The organism is Dietzia sp. DQ12-76 (assembly GCF_014145045.1).
In the GTDB taxonomy this organism is placed as follows: Bacteria; Actinomycetota; Actinomycetes; order Mycobacteriales; family Mycobacteriaceae; genus Dietzia.
In genome coordinates, this window is record NZ_JAALDV010000269.1 from 1 (window position 1) to 2,009 (window position 2,009).

Here is a 2,009-nt window from a genome sequence, read left to right on the forward strand (position 1 = left end):
GGGTCGGCCGGGCGGTCGGTCGGTGCGGGGCTCGACGCGCTCGCCGAGGAGTTCGGTGCGCACCTCCGGCGCAACGTCGCCCATCCACTCGCCCCCGGTGCCGAGCCCCGCTCGGAGCTCCGTCGCGTGGCCGAACGGCTGGGCGCGACCGGGTCCGTATCACCTGTGGACGGTTCGGCGGGTCTCCGTGTCGTGACCGAGGGTGCACGGGCGGTGATCCGCCCGTCGGGCACCGAGCCCCTGCTCAAGACCTACGTCGAAGCGTGGACGACCCCACGTCCGTCGACGTCCGACCGGGAGGATGCCGGACGACGGCTGACCGCTCTGGCCGATCGCGTCGCCGCCGCCCTCACCTCCTGAGGGTCGGAGGGCTGGGTCAGCGGGGGCCGAACAGGCGATCGCCCGCGTCTCCGAGCCCGGGGACGATGAAGGCGTCGTCGTCGAGCCGGTCGTCGACGGTCGCGGTGACGAGCCGCGACGCCAGTCCCGACGCCCGCACGGTCTCGATCCCCTCCGGGGCGCACAGGACGCACACCACGGTGACCCCGGTCGCGCCTCGTTCGGCCAGGGTCTCCAGGGTCGAGACCAGCGACCCCCCGGTGGCGAGCATCGGATCCAACACGACGACGTGCCGTCCGGCGAGGTCGTCCGGAAGGGAGCACAGATAGGAGACCGGGGCGTGCGTCTCCTCGTCGCGCGCCAGTCCCACGAACCCGACCTGCGCGCCCGGGAGCAACCGGGTGGCCGGATCCAGCAGACCCAGCCCCGCCCGCAGGACCGGTACGACGAGCGGGACGCCGTCGACCGCGACACCCGTCGTCTCTGCCACCGGTGTGGTCACGGGGACCTCGGTGGTCGGGATGGAGCGGAAGGCCTCGTAGCAGAGCATGGTGCCGAGAGCGTCCATCGCCGCCCGGAAGCCGGCGGTGTCGGTGACGGAGTCCCTCAGCGTGCGTAGCCGGTCCCCGACCAGCGGGTGGTCCACGACGATGATGTCCATGCCCGACAGGATTCCACAGCGGAGATTTCTCCGACCGGGCGGAACCGGTGCGGGCCCGCGAGGCGTCGAACCCTGTGACGGGACGAGACGGCGACGAGGGGCGAGGGAATGGCGGACGGAGCGATCGACGTCCACGTGGACGGACTGCGGGAGCTGGGTACGGGGTTGACCACGTTGGCGGACGCCCTGGGGGGCGTCCTCGGGGCCGTGGACTCGCTGCCTTTGGACGAGGTGGCCCCCGTGCTCGGACCGGTCGGGGCCGACTTCATGTCCGCCCTGCTCGCCGCCACCGCGCGGCACCGGGAGGTGCTCGCAGGTGTGGCCCGGGTGAGCGATGCCGCCGGGCACCTGGTCCTCGAGACCGGCCGGGTGTACACCGAGTCCGACGTTGGGGGTGCCGAGGCGATCGGTGCGGCGGGGAACGAACTGCCCGGGATCGCAGGTCCGGCCCGGTGATCGCCGACGCGCTGGCCTACGCGGGGCCCATCCGGCAGATCCTCGACCTGCTCTCGGCGGAGGAGTTCGTCCCCGAAGCCGCCCGGGACGTGATGCGACCGGTGGGCGACGGACTGGAGGTGGCCCAGAGGCTCGGACCACCGCTCGAGCGTCTGCTCTCCGAGACGTGGGACTCCCTCGCCTCCCTCGGCGCCGCGCACTCGGTGGCCGAGATCGGTCGCACGGTGGAGGCGCTCGGCGAGTCCGCTGGCGAGATCGCCAGGGTCACCGCCGTGGCGGCCGATATCGTCGTCCGCGGCACCGTCGAGGTGATCGGCATCGTGCAACAATTCCTCGCCAGGGCGGCCGCGCTGGGACCCGCTCTGATGACCCCGCCCGGTCAGGTGGCGCTGCTCGGGCTGGCCACGGAGCACCTGGCCCGCGGCATCCAGGTGGCGGAGCGGGTCCAACTCGAACTCACGGGACCGACCCTCGAGATGCGCGCCATCGCCGCGGGAATCCCCGACGCGCCGCGCACGCCCGGGGTGATCGCCGACTCGGGCGCGGGTGGCGC

The 2,009-nt window shown here is 73.2% G+C and carries 2 protein-coding genes and 2 pseudogenes; 3 read left to right on the top strand and 1 reads right to left on the bottom strand.

Going from position 1 to position 2,009, the window contains the following annotated elements:
• Nucleotides 1–360 (top strand): annotated as a pseudogene (locus G6019_RS09880) (phospho-sugar mutase); the annotation flags it as partial.
• 16 nt (nt 361–376) lie between these two features.
• Here the strand turns inward: G6019_RS09880 and upp are convergent.
• Complete coding sequence (gene upp / locus G6019_RS09885) at nt 377–1,000, bottom strand: uracil phosphoribosyltransferase (protein ID WP_107755911.1); 624 nt, start codon at nt 998–1,000, stop codon at nt 377–379.
• Between the two features lie 108 nt (nt 1,001–1,108).
• Here upp and G6019_RS09890 point away from each other — a divergent pair, with 108 nt between their 5' ends.
• On the top strand, nt 1,109–1,456 hold the full coding sequence (locus G6019_RS09890) for a type VII secretion target (RefSeq protein ID WP_107755910.1): 348 nt from the start codon (nt 1,109–1,111) through the stop codon (nt 1,454–1,456).
• Nucleotides 1,453–2,009, top strand: a pseudogene (locus G6019_RS09895) (C40 family peptidase); the annotation flags it as partial. The gene G6019_RS09890 and the pseudogene G6019_RS09895, both read left to right, overlap by 4 nt.